A 15,244-nucleotide genomic window follows, 5' to 3' on the forward strand; every position below is an offset into this window, starting at 1 on the left:
CCGCACCTCGCCACCCCGACCGACGGCCCCCGCGGCGCGCACCCCCTGGCGCCCGCGGGGGCCGTCCCGCGCGCGCCCGTCGCCGAGATAGGACCGCCCACCCGAGATAGGACCGTCCAGGGTCCTACCTCGGCGCGGAGGCCCTATCTCGGCGAGGAGGAGCGGGCGTGCGCCGGGTCAGTCCGCGGCGAGCGCCGTGCGCATCGGGACCAGCTTCGCGCGGGACTCCGCCAGCTCCGCGGCCGGGTCGGACGCCGCGACGATGCCGCAGCCCGCGAACAGCCGGAGGCGGTGCGGGTCGGCGGGGTCGAGCTCCGCGGAGCGCAGGCCGATGCCCCACTCGCCGTCGCCGTCCGCACCGACCCAGCCGACGGGGCCGGCGTACCGGGCGCGGTCCATGCCCTCGATCGCCCGGATCAGGTCGCGGGCGGCCTCGGTGGGCGTGCCGCAGACGGCGGCGGTGGGGTGCAGCGCGGCCGCGAGGGCGAGCGACGTGGGGTGCGGGCCGCCGTCGGCGTCCGCCCCGGTCCCGCGCAGCACCGCGGTGACGTCGGACGCCAGGTGCAGCACGTTCGGCAGGTGCAGCACGAACGGGACGTCGGGCACGTTGGTCGACGAGCAGAACGGCGCGAGCGCCTGCGCGACCGAGGAGACCGCGTACTCGTGCTCCTCGAGGTCCTTGGACGAGTGCGCGAGGATCGCGGCGCGCGCCAGGTCGGCGTCGTCGTCGCCGGTCCGGCGGATCGTGCCGGCGAGCACGCGCGACGTCACCAGGCCCTTGTCCGAGCGGACCAGCAGCTCGGGCGTCGCGCCGATGAGCCCGTCGACGGAGAACGTCCAGCAGGTCGGGTAGCGCTCGGCGAGCCGGCCGAGGGCGTGCCGCACGTCGAGCGGCTCGGTGGTCGTGGCGACCTCGTCCCGGGCGAGCACGACCTTGTCGAGCTCGCCGGCCCGGATGGCGGCGACGCCGCGGGCGACCACGCCCGGCCAGTCCTCGGCCGCGACGGCGCCGGAGGCGTAGGTCACGGCGCCGGGGGCGCGGACCGGGGTCAGGCCGGCGACGTGCCGGGCGACCAGCGACCAGTCCGGGGCCGCGCCGAGCGTGCCGGCGGTCTCGACCACCGTGAGCCACGCCTGCCCGTCGCGGCGGCCGACGACCACCCGCGGCACCACCAGGGCGCCGCCCGCGGCGGACAGGTCGTCGAACGCGAACGAGCCGAACGCGACCGGCCCGGTGCCGGGCAGCCCGACCTCGTCCCGGACCACGGCGTGCCGGACCAGGTCCTGCCACCAGCGCTCCGCGTCGGCGAACCGGTCCCGGCCCGCGACCTCGACCCGCGCGGCCTCGCCCCAGCCGACGAGGCCGTCGCCCCGGCGCACCCAGGTGAGCGGGGCGTCCGCGGGGAGCAGGGAGAGCAGGTCGTCCGGGGCGTCGATCCGGACGGTGCGCACCACGAGCGGCTCGGGGTGCGAGGACGCCGCGGCCTGGCGGTCGTCGAGGGGGCTGGTCATCGCGGACCAGGGTACGACCGCGCGGCGGGCGCCCGCGCGCGACCACCGCGCGCGACCTGACACGATGGGCCCCATGCCCCGCGCCTCGCTCGACAAGGACCCGCACGACGTCGCCACGATGTTCGACGGCGTCGCCCGCCGCTACGACCTGACCAACGACGTGCTGTCGCTCGGCCAGGACCGGATGTGGCGCAAGGCCACCCTGAAGGCGCTCGACGCGCTGCCGGGCGAGACCGTCCTCGACCTGGCCGCGGGCACCGGCACCTCGAGCGAGCCGCTGGCGGACGCCGGCGTGAAGGTCGTCCCGTGCGACCTGTCGACGGGGATGCTCACGGTCGGCAAGCGGCGCCGCCCCGACCTGCCGTTCACCGCGGGCGACGCGACGGCGCTGCCGTTCGCGGACGGGGTGTTCGACGCCGTGACGATCTCGTTCGGGCTGCGGAACGTGGTGGACACGGTCGGCGCGCTGGAGGAGATGCGCCGCGTGACGAAGCCGGGCGGCCGGCTGGTGGTGTGCGAGTTCTCGACGCCGACCTGGACGCCGTTCCGCACGGTGTACTCGGGCTACCTCGTGAAGGCGCTGCCGGCGGTGGCGAAGGTCGTCGCGCGGGAGACGGCGGCGTACGACTACCTGGCCGAGTCGATCCAGGACTGGCCGGACCAGCTGGGCCTGGCGAAGCTGCTGAAGGAGGCGGGCTGGGGGTCGGTCGCGTACCGGAATCTGTCCGGCGGCATCGTCGCCCTGCACCGCGCCACAAATCCTGGGATCAATTAGCGTCGAATGGTGGGACGAAAGTCCCGGATAACCCCTGGTCAGGAGCAGCGACGCTACTGAGGCAAACCTTCGCAGACAGATCGTTGGTCGGATCACTAGACTCGCCCTGTCAACACGTGTGAAGGCATTCACAAATGGGGCGAACTGTGCACAGTGGCAAGAGCGATGACGCGGACGTCATCGTCGTCGGCGCCGGACCGGGTGGGTCCAGCGCCGCCTACCACTGCGCCGCCGCGGGCCTGTCGGTCCTGCTGCTCGACAAGGCGAGCTTCCCCCGGGACAAGATCTGCGGCGACGGCCTGACGCCGCGCGCGGTGGCCGAGCTGGTCCGGATGGGCGTGCCGCTGCGCGAGCAGGACGGCTGGATCCGGAACGTCGGGCTGCGCGTCCTGGGCGGCGGCCACGTGGTCGAGCTGCCCTGGCCCGAGCTGTCCTCCTACCCGTCGTACGGCCTGGCCCGCGCCCGCACCTCGCTCGACCACCTGCTGCTCGAGCACGCCCGCGCCGCCGGCGCCAAGGTGCAGGAGCGGACCAACGTCACGGGCCCGCTCGTCGACGAGCGCACCGGTCGCGTGGTCGGCGTCCAGGCCCGCCCGGTCGACGCCGACGGCCGCCGCGCGGGGGACCCGGTCGAGTACCGCGCCCCCGTCGTGATCGCCGCCGACGGCGTGTCCGCCCGGCTCGCGACCGGCCTCGGCCTGGAGAAGCGCCAGGACCGGCCGATGGGCGTCGCCGTCCGGACCTACTTCGAGACGCCCCGCCACGACGACCCGTGGATGGAGAGCCACCTCGAGCTCTGGGACGGCAAGCCCGGCGAGTCGGACCTCATGCCCGGCTACGGCTGGATCTTCTCGCTCGGCGACGGCACCGCCAACGTCGGCCTCGGCTCGGTGTCCTCGACCGCCGCCGCGACCAAGGTCGACTACAAGGACCTGTTCGCGACGTGGATGGCGAACGCCCCCGCGGAGTGGGAGTTCACCCCGGAGCACCAGCTCGGCCCGGTGCGCGGCGCCGCGCTGCCGATGGGCTTCAACCGCGGCCCGCTGTACGGCCGCGGCCTCATGCTCGTCGGCGACGCGGCCGGGATGATCAGCCCGTTCAACGGCGAGGGCATCGCCTACGCGCTGCAGGCCGGCCGGGTCGCCGCGGACGCGATCGTCCAGGCCGCCGCCCGGGGCACCGCCGCCGGACGGGAGCGCGCGCTCGCCACCTACGGCGCGCGGATGAAGGACGACCTGGGCGGGTACTACACGCTCGGCCGGGTGTTCGTGAAGCTGATCGAGCGACCCGAGATCATGCGGGCCTGCACGCGGTACGGCCTGCCCCGCCCGCTGGTCATGAAGCTCACGCACAAGCTGCTCGCGGACTGCTACGAGCCGCACGGCGGCGACTGGGCCGACCGGACCATCGCCGCCCTCGCGCGTCTGGCGCCGGCCTCGTGACGGCCGCCGCCCGCACCGGGCCGCCCTGACGGGACGCGCCGGCCTCGCCCGCCGGCAGCACCCGCTCCGCAGCCCCACGGAAGCACTCCACCCCCCAACGGGAGAGCACCGATGACCAACCCGTACGTCCCCCTCCTCGTCATGATGGGGGTGGCCGCCGTCCTCGCGGTCGGCGGCCTCGCCGCCAGCGCCGTGATCGGCCCCAAGCGCTACAACCGCGCCAAGCTCGAGGCCTACGAGTGCGGCATCCAGCCGACCCCGCACGCCGTCGGCGGCGGCCGGTTCCCGGTGAAGTACTACCTGGTCGCGATGACCTTCATCATCTTCGACATCGAGGTCGTGTTCCTCTACCCGTGGGCCGTCAGCTTCGGTGAGCTGGCCGTCTTCGGGCTCGTGGCGATGGTGGGGTTCCTCGCGCTGATCACCGTGCCGTTCCTCTACGAGTGGCGGCGCGGCGGTCTCGAGTGGGACGAGGACTGAGATGGGTATCGAAGAGGCTCCCAGCGGCTTCCTGCTGACGTCGGTCGAGACGCTCGCCGGCCTGGTCCGGAAGGCCTCGCTGTGGCCGGTGACGTTCGGCCTGGCGTGCTGCGCGATCGAGATGATGGCGACCGGCGGTTCCCGGTTCGACATCTCCCGGTTCGGCATGGAGGTGTTCCGCGCCTCCCCGCGCCAGTCCGACCTGATGATCGTGGCCGGCCGGGTCAGCCAGAAGATGGCGCCCGTGGTGCGGCAGGTCTACGACCAGATGGCCGAGCCCAAGTGGGTGCTGTCGATGGGCGTGTGCGCCAGCAGCGGCGGCATGTTCAACAACTACGCGATCGTCCAGGGCGTCGACCACGTCGTGCCGGTGGACATCTACCTGCCCGGCTGCCCGCCGCGGCCGGAGATGCTGATCAACGCGATCCTCGAGCTGCACGAGCAGATCAAGGCCGAGCCGCTCGGCAAGAACCGCGCGGACATCGCCCGCGAGGTCGAGGCGGCCGCGCTGCGCGCCGAGCCGACCTCCCACATGACGGGGCTGCTGCGATGAGCGACGAGAAGAAGGACGCCGCCGAGGCCGCCAAGGCCGGGACCGCCGGGTCCGCCGACCCGGGCGCGCAGCGCACCAGCGAGGCCGCCCTGGAGGCGGGCGCGCAGCACGTGCCCGCGGACCGGACGCTGCCGCTCGAGGTCGTCGAGACCCGGCACGGCATGTTCGGCGTGCACGGGTCCGGCGACACCTCCGGGTTCGGCGGCCTCGTGCAGACCGTGGTGCTGCCCGGACCGAGCGAGCGGCCGTACGGCGGCTGGTTCGACGAGGTCGTGGACGTGCTCACCGAGCTGCTGGACGCCTCCGGCACCGGTGCCGCCGCGGCGCTGGAGTCCGTGGTCGTCGACCGCGGCGAGCTCACCCTGAACATCGCCCGGGAGCACGTGGTCGAGGTCACGCGGCACCTGCGCGACGACCAGGACCTGCGGTTCGAGCTGTCGCTCGGTGTCAGCGGCGTGCACTACCCGCACGACACCGGCCGCGAGCTGCACGCCGTCTACCACCTGGTGTCCGTCACGCACGGGCGCCGGCTCCGGCTCGAGGTCGCCGCACCCGAGGGCGACCCGACCATCCCCAGCACCGTCGGGGTGTACCCGGCCAACGACTGGCACGAGCGCGAGACCTGGGACTTCTTCGGCATCGTCTTCACCGGCCGCACCGACCTGGCGCGGATCGAGATGCCGGACGACTGGCCCGGCCACCCGCAGCGCAAGGACTACCCGCTCGGCGGGATCCCGGTGGAGTACAAGGGCGCCACCATCCCGCCGGCCGACCAGCGGAGGACCTACTCGTGAACTCACCCCACGACATCGCTCGCTGCGCTCCCGATCTCGCGGGGGCCCCGAGATGAGCACGACGACCCCCAGGGCGACCGGCCACCTCGTCGACGACGAGACCGTCGGCCTGCGCACGTTCGAGGCGACCGGCGGCGACTGGTCCGACATCGCCGAGGAGGCGGCCCGGCTCGGCGAGCAGCGCATCGTCGTCAACATGGGCCCCCAGCACCCGTCCACCCACGGCGTGCTCCGCCTCATGCTCGAGATCGACGGCGAGACGGTGACCGAGGCCCGCGCGGGCATCGGCTACCTGCACACCGGCATCGAGAAGAACATGGAGTACCGCACCTGGACCCAGGGCGTGACGTTCTGCACCCGCATGGACTACGTCGCCCCGCTGTTCCAGGAGGCCGCGTACTGCCTCGCGGTGGAGAAGCTGCTCGGCATCACCGACGACATCCCGGTCCGCGCCAGCGAGATCCGGGTCCTGATGATGGAGCTCAACCGGATCTCCTCGCACCTGGTGTGCCTGGCGACCGGCGGCAACGAGCTCGGCGCCACGACGATCATGACCATCGGGTTCACCGCCCGCGAGGAGATCCTGCGGATCTTCGAGATGGTCACCGGCCTGCGGATGAACCACGCGTACATCCGCCCCGGCGGCGTCGCGCAGGACGTCCCGCCGGGCGGGCTCGACTCCGTGCGCGAGGCGCTGGTCGGCGTGCGCCGCTACCTCACGCAGCTCGAGGACCTCATGCTCGGCCAGCCGATCCTCAAGGGCCGGCTGCAGAACGTGGGCGTGCTCAACCTCGCCGGCTGCATGGCGCTCGGCATCACCGGCCCGATGCTCCGGTCGACCGGCCTGCCGTACGACGTCCGCAAGGCCGCCCCGTACTGCGGCTACGAGACCTACGACTTCGACGTCCCGGTCTCCGAGGGCTCGGACTGCTGGGACCGGATGGTCCTGCGGATCGAGGAGTGCTACCAGTCGATGCGGATCGTCGAGCAGGTCGTCGAGCGGCTGCAGGCCTCGGCCGGCACGCCCGTCATGGTCGAGGACAAGAAGATCGCCTGGCCCGCCCAGCTCGCCATCGGCAGCGACGGCATGGGCAACTCGCTCGACCACATCCGGGAGATCATGGGCACCTCGATGGAGGCCCTGATCCACCACTTCAAGCTGGTGACGGAGGGCTTCCGGGTCCCCGCCGGGCAGGCGTGGCAGACCGTCGAGCACCCCCGCGGCGAGCTCGGCGTGCACCTCGTGTCCGACGGGGGCACCAAGCCGTACCGGGCGCACTTCCGCGACCCGTCGTTCAACAACCTGCAGGCCGTCTCGGTGCTCTGCGAGGGCGGGCAGGTGGCGGACGTCGTCTGCTCCGTCGCCTCCATCGACCCGGTGCTCGGAGGGGTGGACCGCTGATGACCGCCATCGACCACCCGCGGATCCCCGGCTCGGGGCGCCCGCGCGCGGCGTACGACGACGCGACCCGGGAGCGGCTCGCCGCCGACGCGGCGCAGGTCGTCGCCCGGTACCCGGACCCGCGCTCGGCCCTCCTGCCGCTGCTGCACCTGGTGCAGTCCGAGGACGGCTACGTGAGCCCGGCGGGCATCGCGTTCTGCGCCGCCACGCTCGACCTGTCGACGGCCCAGGTCTCCGCGGTCGCGACCTTCTACACCCAGTACAAGCGCCGCCCGAACGGCGAGTACACGGTGGGCGTCTGCACCAACACGCTCTGCGCCATCATGGGCGGCGACGCGATCTGGGAGGACCTCACCGACCGGCTCGGCATCGGCCACGACGAGACGACGGGCGACGGCAAGATCACGCTCGAGCGGATCGAGTGCAACGCGGCCTGCGACTACGCGCCGGTCATGATGATCAACTGGGAGTTCTTCGACAACCAGACGCCGGACTCGGCCGCCGAGGTGGTCGGGAGGCTGATCGCGGGGGAGCCCGTGGCGCCGACCCGCGGGCCGTCCCGGGTGCAGACGTTCAAGCAGGTGTCCCGCGTGCTGGCCGGGTTCCCGGACGGCCTCGCGGACGAGGGCGTCGCGGCCGGCGAGCCGACGCTCCGCGGGCTCCGGCTCGCGCGGGAGAACGGCTGGACCGCCCCGTCGGTCGACGCCGCGCAGCGCGACGCCGCCCAGGAGCAGCAGGCCGAGCCCGCCGCCCCGGCCGCCGGCACCGCCGCACCGGGGGCCTCCGCGCCGCAGCCCGGCGGCGAGCAGTCCTCCGTCGACCGGCCCGCGGCCGGCGCCCCGGAGCGGTCCGCCGACCAGGAGAAGGCCGAGCACCGCGCCGACGACACGAGCAAGCCCGCCGACAGCGAGAAGGAGTCGTGATGGCCGACGCGACCACCCTGACGCCGGTGCTCAGCGACCGCTGGGACGCCGACCGCCCGTGGGACCTGCGCACGTACGAGTCCCGCGGCGGCTACCGCGGGCTGCGCAAGGCGCTGACGATGGACGCCGCCGACGTGGTGACCACCGTCAAGGACTCCGGCCTGCGCGGCCGCGGCGGCGCCGGCTTCCCGACCGGCATGAAGTGGGGCTTCCTGCCCGCGCCGGACGGCGGCCCCCGCTACCTGGTGGTGAACGCCGACGAGTCCGAGCCGGGCACCTGCAAGGACATCCCGCTGATGCTGGCGGACCCGCAGGTGCTGGTCGAGGGCGTGGCGATCACCTCCTACGCGATCGGCTGCCACCACGCGTTCATCTACCTGCGCGGCGAGGTCGTGCACGTGTACCGCCGGCTGCTGCACGCGGTCGAGCAGGCGTACGCGAAGGGCTACCTGGGCAAGAACATCCTGGGCAGCGGCTACGACCTCGACGTCACCGTGCACGCCGGGGCCGGCGCGTACATCTGCGGCGAGGAGACCGCGCTGCTCGACTCGCTGGAGGGTCGCCGCGGCCAGCCTCGCCTCAAGCCGCCGTTCCCCGCGGTCGCGGGCCTGTACGCGCGCCCCACGGTCGTGAACAACGTCGAGTCGATCGCCTCGGTGCCCGGCATCGTGGTCGGCGGCTCCGACTGGTTCCGCACGATGGGCACCGACCGGTCACCCGGCCACGGCCTGTTCTCGCTGTCCGGGCACGTGCAGCACCCCGGCCAGTACGAGGCGCCGCTCGGCATCACCATGCGCGAGCTCCTGGCGATGGCCGGCGGCGTCCGGGAGGGCCACGAGCTGAAGTTCTGGACCCCGGGCGGCTCCTCGACGCCGATCTTCACCGCGGAGCACCTCGACGTCCCGCTCACCTACGAGGAGGTCGGCGCCGCCGGCTCGATGCTCGGCACCCGCGCCCTGCAGGTGTTCGACGACTCGGTGTCGGTGGTCAAGGCCGTGTCCCGGTGGACGCAGTTCTACAAGCACGAGTCCTGCGGCAAGTGCACCCCGTGCCGCGAGGGCACGTTCTGGCTCGCGCAGGTGCTCGCCCGCCTGGAGGCGGGCCAGGGCACCTCCGGCGACATCGACCTGCTGCTCGACCTGTGCGACAACATCCTCGGCAAGGCGTTCTGCGCCCTGGGCGACGGCGCGACCAGCCCGATCACCTCGGCGATCCAGTACTTCCGGGAGGAGTTCGAGGCGGGCACCCACACCCCCGCCGACGTGCTGTTCCCGCCGGAGCGCGCCTCGCTCTTCCCCTACACGCCGCGCCGCAGCGGCCAGCTCGCGGGAGCCCACTGATGACCGTCACCGCATCGAAGCCCGCCGGGTCGGGCGCGACGCCGCCGCCCGAGCCGAAGCCCGACGGCGTCACCTTCACCATCGACGGCATCGAGACCACCGTGCCCAAGGGCACCCTGGTCATCCGCGCCGCCGAGCAGCTCGGCATCCAGATCCCGCGGTTCTGCGACCACCCGCTGCTGGCCCCGGCCGGCGCGTGCCGCCAGTGCCTCGTCGAGGTCTGGGCCCCGGGCCGCGACGGCAAGGTCGCGAAGATGCCGAAGCCGCAGGCCTCGTGCACGCTCACCGCCACGCCCGGCATGGACGTCCGCACGCAGCGCACCTCCGCCGAGGCGGACAAGGCGCAGCACGGCGTCATGGAGCTGCTGCTCATCAACCACCCGCTGGACTGCCCGGTCTGCGACAAGGGCGGCGAGTGCCCCCTGCAGAACCAGGCCATGTCCAACGGCCGCAGCCAGACCCGGTTCGTCGACATCAAGCGGACGTTCCCCAAGCCGATCGCCGTGTCGACCGAGATCCTGCTCGACCGCGAGCGGTGCATCCTGTGCCAGCGGTGCACCCGGTTCTCCCGGGAGATCGCCGGCGACCCGTTCATCGACCTGCAGAAGCGCGGCGCGATGCAGCAGATCGGCCGGTTCGACGCCGACGTGCTCGGCTTCGCCGGCGCGGGGGTCGAGGGCGAGGACGGGGCCGCGGACGGCACGCTGGCGTTCGACGACCGCGTGTTCCTCGGCGCCGACATCCCCGTCGGACCGGCGGAGGACGACGAGTCGGGTTCGCCGTTCGCGTCGTACTTCTCCGGCAACACCGTCCAGATCTGCCCGGTCGGCGCGCTGACCGGTGCCGCCTACCGGTTCCGCGCCCGCCCGTTCGACCTGGTGTCGACGCCGGGCGTCGCCGAGCACGACTCGTCCGGCGCGGCGATCCGCGTCGACCACCGGCGGGGCGTCGTGCTGCGCCGGCTCGCGGGGGAGGACCCCGAGGTCAACGAGGAGTGGATCACCGACAAGGACCGGTTCGCGTTCACCTGGCAGTCCGCCGCCGACCGGATCACCACGCCCCTGGTGCGGGACCGCGCGGAGGACGGCAGCCGCGGCGAGCTGCACCCCGCGTCCTGGGCCGAGGCCCTCGAGGTCGCGGCCCACGGGCTGGAGCAGGCCCGCGCCGCGGGCGGCGTCGGGGTGCTCCCCGGCGGCCGGCTGACCGTCGAGGACGCCTACGCGTACGGCAAGTTCGCCCGCGTGGTGCTCGGCACCAACGACGTCGACCTGCGCGCCCGGCCGCACTCGGACGAGGAGCTCGCGTTCCTCGGGCACGCGGTCGCCGGCACCGGCCTGGGCGTCACGTTCCGCGACCTGGAGGCCGCGCCGACCGTCCTGCTCGCCGGCCTGGAGGCCGAGGAGGAGGCCGGGATCGTGTTCCTGCGGCTGCGCAAGGGCGTCGTCGCGGGCCGCACGAAGGTCCACGCCGTGGCGCCGCTGGCCAGCCGCGGGCTGGAGCGCCTGGACGGCACGCTGCTGCGCGCCGCCCCGGGCACCGAGCCCGAGGTGCTGGACGCCGTCGGCTCCGGCGACCTCGCCGACCTCGGGGCCGCGCTCGGCGCCGAGGGCGCGCTGGTCCTGGTGGGCGAGCGCCTGGCCGCCGTGCCCGGCGCCCTGTCCGCCGTGCTCCGGCTGGCCGAGCGCACCGGCGCCCGCGTCGCGTGGATCCCGCGCCGCGCCGGCGAGCGGGGCGGCGTCGAGGCCGGCGCGCTGCCGACCCTGCTGCCCGGCGGCCGCCCGGTCGCCGACGCCGCGGCCCGCGTGGACGTGGCCGCCGCCTGGGACGTCGAGCACCTGCCCGCCGAGCCCGGCCGCGACACCGCCGCGATCCTCGCGGCCGCCGCGGACGGGACGCTCGGCGGCCTGCTGGTCGGCGGCGTGGACGTGCGCGACCTGCCCGACCCGGCCGCCGCCCGCGCGGCGCTGTCCGCAGCCGGCTTCGTCGTCTCGCTCGAGGTCCGGGCCTCCGAGGTCACCGCGCTCGCCGACGTGGTGCTGCCGGTCGCCCCGCCCGTGGAGCGCCCCGGCACGTACGTGTCCTGGGAGGGCCGGGTGCGGCCGTTCCCGCAGGCGCTCACCTCGACCGCGATGCCGGACCACCGCGTCCTCGACGCGCTGGCCGACGAGCTCGGCGTGACCCTGGGCCTGCGCACCGTCGCCGAGGTGCACGCCGACGCCGACCCGCTGACCGGCGAGTGGGACGGCGCGCGCGTCGCCGCCCCGGCCGTCGCCGCCGCCGAGCCGCCGGCCGTCGCCCCCGGGCACGCGGTCCTGGCGTCCTGGCACCAGCTGCTCGACGCCGGCCGGCTGCAGGACGGCGAGCCGTTCCTGGCGGGCACCGCCAAGCGCCCGGTCGCCCGGCTGTCGCCGGCGACCGCGGAGGCCGCGGGGGTGCTGGACGGCGCGCTGCTCACCGTCGCCACCGACGCCGGGTCCATCACGCTGCCGGCCGTCGTCACCGACATGGCCGACCACGTCGTCTGGCTGCCCACCGCCTCGGCGGGCAGCCAGGTCCGGGACGCGCTGCGCGCGGTGCCGGGCGACCTGGTCCGGGTCGGGCCGGCCGAGCCCGCGGGTCCTGTCGAGGGCACCGCCACCGACGAGGAGGTGACCGCGTGACCGCGACCCTCGCGGCCGTGCTGCCCACCGTGCTCCCCGCCGCCGCGGCGGACGGGGGCGCGGCCGACTTCAGCCAGGACGTGTTCTGGGTCTGGCTGCTCAAGGCCGTCGGCATCCTGGTGTTCCTGCTGCTCAGCGTGCTCATCGCCATCTGGTTCGAGCGCCGCGTCGTCGGCCGGATGCAGCTGCGTCCCGGCCCGAACGTGCACGGCCCGTTCGGCCTGTTCCAGTCGCTCGCCGACGCGATGAAGCTGCTGCTCAAGGAGGACGTCACCGTCAAGGCGGCCGACAAGCTGGTCTACCTGGTGGCGCCGTTCATCGCGGTGTTCTGCTCGCTGCTGACGATGGCGGTCATCCCGTTCGGGCCCGAGGTGTCGATCTTCGGCGTGCTCACCCCGCTGCAGCTCACCGACTTCCCGGTCGCGGTGCTCTACATCCTGGCCTGCGCCTCGGTCGGCGTGTACGGCATCGTCCTGGGCGGCTGGTCGTCCAACTCGACCTACCCGCTGCTCGGTGCCGTGCGGTCCACCGCGCAGGTCATCTCGTACGAGCTCGCGATGGGCCTGTCGCTGGTCAGCGTGTTCATCCTGGCCGGGTCGATGTCGACCTCCGAGATAGTCGCCTCGCAGACCACGATCTGGTGGCTGATCCCGCTGGCGCCGGCGTTCGTCATCTACGTCATCTCGATGGTCGGCGAGACCAACCGGCTGCCGTTCGACCTCCCCGAGGCGGAGGGCGAGCTGGTCGGCGGCTACACCACCGAGTACTCGTCGATGAAGTTCGCCTGGTTCTTCCTGGCCGAGTACATCAACATGCTCAACGTCTCGGCCGTGGCGACCACGCTGTTCTTCGGCGGCTGGCGCGCCCCGTGGCCGCTGTCCTGGATCGGCGACGGCGTGCTCAACACCGGCTGGTGGCCGCTGCTGTGGTTCGTCGCCAAGGTCTGGCTGTTCATGTTCCTGTTCGTGTGGATCCGCGGCACGCTGCTGCGGTTCCGGTACGACCAGTTCATGAAGTTCGGCTGGAAGGTGCTGATCCCGTCGGCGCTGGTCTGGCTGGTCTGCGTCGCGGTCGTCCAGGGCGTCCGCCAGTTCGGCGGCGCGGACGTCATGGCGATGCTGCCGTGGCTCGGCGGCGCGATCCTCGTGATCGTCGCGCTGTCGTTCCTCATCCCGGAGAAGAAGGCCGCTCCGGAGCCGGCGCCGTCGGACGAGCCGTTCGACGCCTTCGCCGGCGGCTTCCCCGTTCCGCCGCTGCCCGGCCAGAGCCTGCCGCCGTCGCCGCGCGCTGCACGGCGCGAGGCGCAGGCGCCCGCGTCGCCCGCCCTCGTCGGCGGACCCGCGACCGACCAGGGCGCGGACGGCGACGCCCCCGAGTCCCCCACCCAGGAGGTGCCGCGTGGCTGACACGCCGGACAAGTCCGTCGAGCGGAAGGGTGGTGGTGGCGAGGTCGCCCGGCCCGCCACGGTCCGCCCGTACGAGTCGCTGATCCCGAAGCGGAGCCCGGTCGCCGACGCGCTCGCGCCCGCCGCCGGTTTCGGCGTGACGATCAAGAACTTCTTCAGCCGGACCGTCACCGAGCAGTACCCGTTCGAGACTGCGCCCGTGAAGCCGCGGTTCCACGGCCGGCACCAGCTCAACCGGTACCCGGACGGGCTGGAGAAGTGCATCGGCTGCGAGCTGTGCGCGTGGGCCTGCCCCGCGGACGCGATCTACGTCGAGGCGTCGGACAACACCCCCGAGCGGCAGATGTCGCCGGGCGAGCGGTTCGGCAGCGTCTACCAGATCAACTACCTGCGCTGCATCTTCTGCGGGCTGTGCATCGAGGCCTGCCCGACGCGCGCGCTCACGATGACCAACGACTTCGAGCTGGCGGGCCCGACCCGCGAGGGCCTGATCTACGAGAAGCAGGACCTGCTCGCGCCCCTGGCCGAGGGCATGCTCGCGGCCCCGCACCCGATGGTCGAGGGCACGACCGACACCGAGTACTACCGCGGCGAGGTCACCGGCCCGACGCCGGCGCAGGTCGACTGGGTCGCCGAGCAGCGCCCCGACGACCCGACGCTGGAGGCCGCGCGCCGCCGGGCGGGCTCCGCGCCGGCGACCGCCTCCGCCGAGGCGCCCGCCCCCGTGGGACGGGAGCCCCGATGACCCCGTCGACCGCCGAGACGGTCCTGTTCTGGGTGCTGGCGCCGATCATGGTGCTCGCCGCGTCCGGCCTGCTGTTCGCGCGCAAGGCGGTGCACGCCGCGCTGTGCGTCATCACCGTGATGATCTCGCTCGCGTTCCTGTACGTCGCCCAGGAGGCGCCGTTCCTCGGCGTCGTCCAGGTGGTCGTCTACACCGGCGCCGTCATGATGCTGTTCCTGTTCGTGCTCATGCTGGTCGGCGTGGACGCGTCCGACTCGCTCGTCGAGACGCTCAAGGGCCAGCGCTGGGTCGGCTGGCTCGCCGCGCTCGGCCTGGGCGTGGTGCTGGTCGGCGTCGTCGGCCGGGCCACCTACCCGGACGCCGTCGGCCTCGCCGAGGCGAACGCGCCCGGCAACCCGACCGGCGTCGCGCGGATCATCTTCGGCCAGCACGTGTTCGGCCTCGAGGTCGTCGGCGCCCTGCTGGTGACCGCCGCGCTGGGCGCCCTCGTGCTCACCCACCGGCAGCGCCTCAAGCCGCTGGTCAAGCAGCCCGAGCGCGCCGCGGCCCGCGTGGCCGCCGGCGCCCGGCTCACCCCGCTGCCCGCCCCCGGCGTGTACGCGCGGCACAACGCGATGGACGTGCCCGCGCTCGACCCCGACGGGAACCCGATCGACGAGTCCGTGCCCCGCGTGCTGCGGATCCGCGGCCAGGAGGCCGGCACCGCCGAGTACCGCGCGGACACCTACCGCCGCGCGGTCACGGCCGTGCTCGCCGAGCGCGGCACGGCCGTGCCGGACGGGGAGGTCGACGCGGCCCTCGGGACCGTCGAGGACGACCCGCGGCCCGCCGCGGCACCGCCCGGGACCACGACCGGCCCGACGGCCGACATCGACCTCGGCGGCGGCTCGACCCGGACGGAGACCGAGCGGTGACCCTCACGAACTACCTGGTGCTGTCCGGGATCCTGTTCTCGATCGGCGCCGCGACGGTGCTGCTGCGCCGCAACGCGATCATCGTGTTCATGGGCGTGGAGCTCATGCTCAACGCGACCAACCTCGCGCTGGTGACGTTCTCCCGGCTGCACGGCGACCTGACCGGTCAGGTCATGGCGTTCTTCGTCATGGTCGTGGCCGCCGCGGAGGTGGTCGTCGGGCTGGCGATCATCGTGTCGATCTTCCGCACCCGGAAGTCGGCCTCCGTCGACGACATCAACCTGCTGAAGAGCTGAGG

14 protein-coding genes are annotated in these 15,244 nt (G+C 73.7%); 13 read left to right on the forward strand and 1 reads right to left on the reverse strand.

The genetic code is table 11. The features are described from left to right. Positions 1–177 precede the first annotated feature (177 nt). A complete protein-coding gene (locus FS882_RS16830; RefSeq protein WP_158374764.1) occupies positions 178–1,512 on the reverse strand; it encodes an isochorismate synthase MenF in 1,335 nt (444 codons plus the stop codon). 73 nt (positions 1,513–1,585) lie between these two features. Between FS882_RS16830 and FS882_RS16835 the strand changes: the two genes are divergently transcribed. The 13 genes from FS882_RS16835 to nuoK all read left to right on the forward strand — a co-directional run bounded on the left by FS882_RS16835 (position 1,586) and on the right by nuoK (position 15,242). Continuing rightward, positions 1,586–2,287: a demethylmenaquinone methyltransferase gene (locus tag FS882_RS16835; RefSeq protein ID WP_158374766.1), complete on the forward strand. Its 702-nt coding sequence runs from the start codon at positions 1,586–1,588 to the stop codon at positions 2,285–2,287. 134 nt (positions 2,288–2,421) lie between these two features. Continuing rightward, positions 2,422–3,729, forward strand: coding sequence for a geranylgeranyl reductase family protein (locus tag FS882_RS16840; protein ID WP_158374768.1), 1,308 nt, complete (start codon positions 2,422–2,424; stop codon positions 3,727–3,729). A gap of 111 nt (positions 3,730–3,840) precedes the next feature. Beyond that, complete coding sequence (locus FS882_RS16845; RefSeq protein WP_147795390.1) at positions 3,841–4,209, forward strand: NADH-quinone oxidoreductase subunit A; 369 nt, start codon at positions 3,841–3,843, stop codon at positions 4,207–4,209. A gap of 1 nt (position 4,210) precedes the next feature. After that, on the forward strand, positions 4,211–4,762 hold the full coding sequence (locus tag FS882_RS16850; RefSeq protein WP_147795391.1) for a NuoB/complex I 20 kDa subunit family protein: 552 nt from the start codon (positions 4,211–4,213) through the stop codon (positions 4,760–4,762). Beyond that, positions 4,759–5,556 (forward strand): NADH-quinone oxidoreductase subunit C, encoded by a 798-nt coding sequence (locus FS882_RS16855; protein ID WP_158374770.1) that lies wholly within the window; start codon positions 4,759–4,761, stop codon positions 5,554–5,556. The genes FS882_RS16850 and FS882_RS16855 overlap by 4 nt, the downstream gene beginning before the upstream one ends. Before the next feature lie 52 nt (positions 5,557–5,608). Beyond that, the gene (locus FS882_RS16860; protein WP_158374772.1) at positions 5,609–6,958 is read left to right on the forward strand and encodes an NADH-quinone oxidoreductase subunit D; all 1,350 of its coding nucleotides are present in this window, start codon (positions 5,609–5,611) and stop codon (positions 6,956–6,958) included. After that, positions 6,958–7,881 (forward strand): NADH-quinone oxidoreductase subunit NuoE, encoded by a 924-nt coding sequence (nuoE, locus tag FS882_RS16865; RefSeq protein ID WP_158374774.1) that lies wholly within the window; start codon positions 6,958–6,960, stop codon positions 7,879–7,881. Before FS882_RS16860 ends, nuoE begins: the two co-directional genes overlap by 1 nt. Further along, entirely contained in the window at positions 7,881–9,221 is a 1,341-nt protein-coding gene (gene nuoF / locus FS882_RS16870) for an NADH-quinone oxidoreductase subunit NuoF (protein ID WP_158374776.1), read from the forward strand. Before nuoE ends, nuoF begins: the two co-directional genes overlap by 1 nt. Further along, positions 9,221–11,881 carry an NADH-quinone oxidoreductase subunit G gene (locus tag FS882_RS16875; protein WP_158374778.1) on the forward strand — a complete coding sequence of 887 codons (2,661 nt, stop codon included), beginning with the start codon at positions 9,221–9,223 and terminating at the stop codon, positions 11,879–11,881. Before nuoF ends, FS882_RS16875 begins: the two co-directional genes overlap by 1 nt. 20 nt (positions 11,882–11,901) lie before the next feature. Next, positions 11,902–13,287 carry an NADH-quinone oxidoreductase subunit NuoH gene (gene nuoH, locus FS882_RS16880; RefSeq protein ID WP_158374911.1) on the forward strand — a complete coding sequence of 462 codons (1,386 nt, stop codon included), beginning with the start codon at positions 11,902–11,904 and terminating at the stop codon, positions 13,285–13,287. Further along, positions 13,280–14,032, forward strand: coding sequence for an NADH-quinone oxidoreductase subunit NuoI (gene nuoI, locus FS882_RS16885; protein WP_158374780.1), 753 nt, complete (start codon positions 13,280–13,282; stop codon positions 14,030–14,032). The genes nuoH and nuoI overlap by 8 nt, the downstream gene beginning before the upstream one ends. Continuing rightward, on the forward strand, positions 14,029–14,946 hold the full coding sequence (locus FS882_RS16890; RefSeq protein ID WP_158374782.1) for an NADH-quinone oxidoreductase subunit J: 918 nt from the start codon (positions 14,029–14,031) through the stop codon (positions 14,944–14,946). The genes nuoI and FS882_RS16890 overlap by 4 nt, the downstream gene beginning before the upstream one ends. After that, the gene (nuoK, locus tag FS882_RS16895; protein ID WP_147795399.1) at positions 14,943–15,242 is read left to right on the forward strand and encodes an NADH-quinone oxidoreductase subunit NuoK; all 300 of its coding nucleotides are present in this window, start codon (positions 14,943–14,945) and stop codon (positions 15,240–15,242) included. The genes FS882_RS16890 and nuoK overlap by 4 nt, the downstream gene beginning before the upstream one ends. Positions 15,243–15,244: the final 2 nt, after the last annotated feature.

This window comes from Cellulosimicrobium cellulans, assembly GCF_007679345.1.
Taxonomy (GTDB): Bacteria; Actinomycetota; Actinomycetes; order Actinomycetales; family Cellulomonadaceae; genus Cellulomonas; species Cellulomonas cellulans_A.